The organism is Streptomyces niveus (genome assembly GCF_001723055.1).
Classification (GTDB): Bacteria; Actinomycetota; Actinomycetes; order Streptomycetales; family Streptomycetaceae; genus Streptomyces; species Streptomyces niveus.
The window spans coordinates 1-501 of record NZ_MDCR01000589.1; the positions used below are offsets into that span (position 1 = coordinate 1).

Sequence of the window (501 nt, forward strand, 5' to 3'; positions counted from 1 at the left end):
AGCCGGTGGCAGCGCCATCTGCGGCCGGCCGTACTGCCGGCCGCTCTGCCACGAACTGGTGAACGAGGACTGCCGGCTGTCGGACGAGCCGTGCATCCCAGTACCGAATGCGGTGAAGCCGAGGCTCTCCTCACCGCTCCGGTCACCCGGCAGCGTCCTGAACGAGCGCAGGTACTCGGAGTACAGCGCGTCGTAGATCGGCGTGGCCGAGTATCCGGACGAGTAGCCCGCCGGGGGGTCCTGGGCCGGGCGCATCGCCGGGACCTGGGGCTGGTACTGCTGACGTGAACGGTCGTATGAGTGCACGTGGGTGCCAACGACCCAATCGTCCGTCGGATGCGGCCCGACCGGCGAAAATGCTGGTCGCGAGGGGTGGGAGGGCGAATCGGCGGGGGTACGTGCCCGGTCCTCGGCGGGTACGTGTCCCTCGTCCGTCACGTGCCGGCCAGCGGCATCGCCGCGGCCACCAGGCGCCCGTCGGCCGCCGCCTTGTCCAGCGCG

Annotated in this window: 1 pseudogene; it reads right to left on the reverse strand. The window is 71.1% G+C overall.

Annotated elements, in window-relative coordinates:
- Nucleotides 1–255, reverse strand: a pseudogene (locus tag BHU15_RS37755) (hypothetical protein); the annotation flags it as partial.
- Between the last annotated feature and the right edge of the window lie 246 nt (nt 256–501).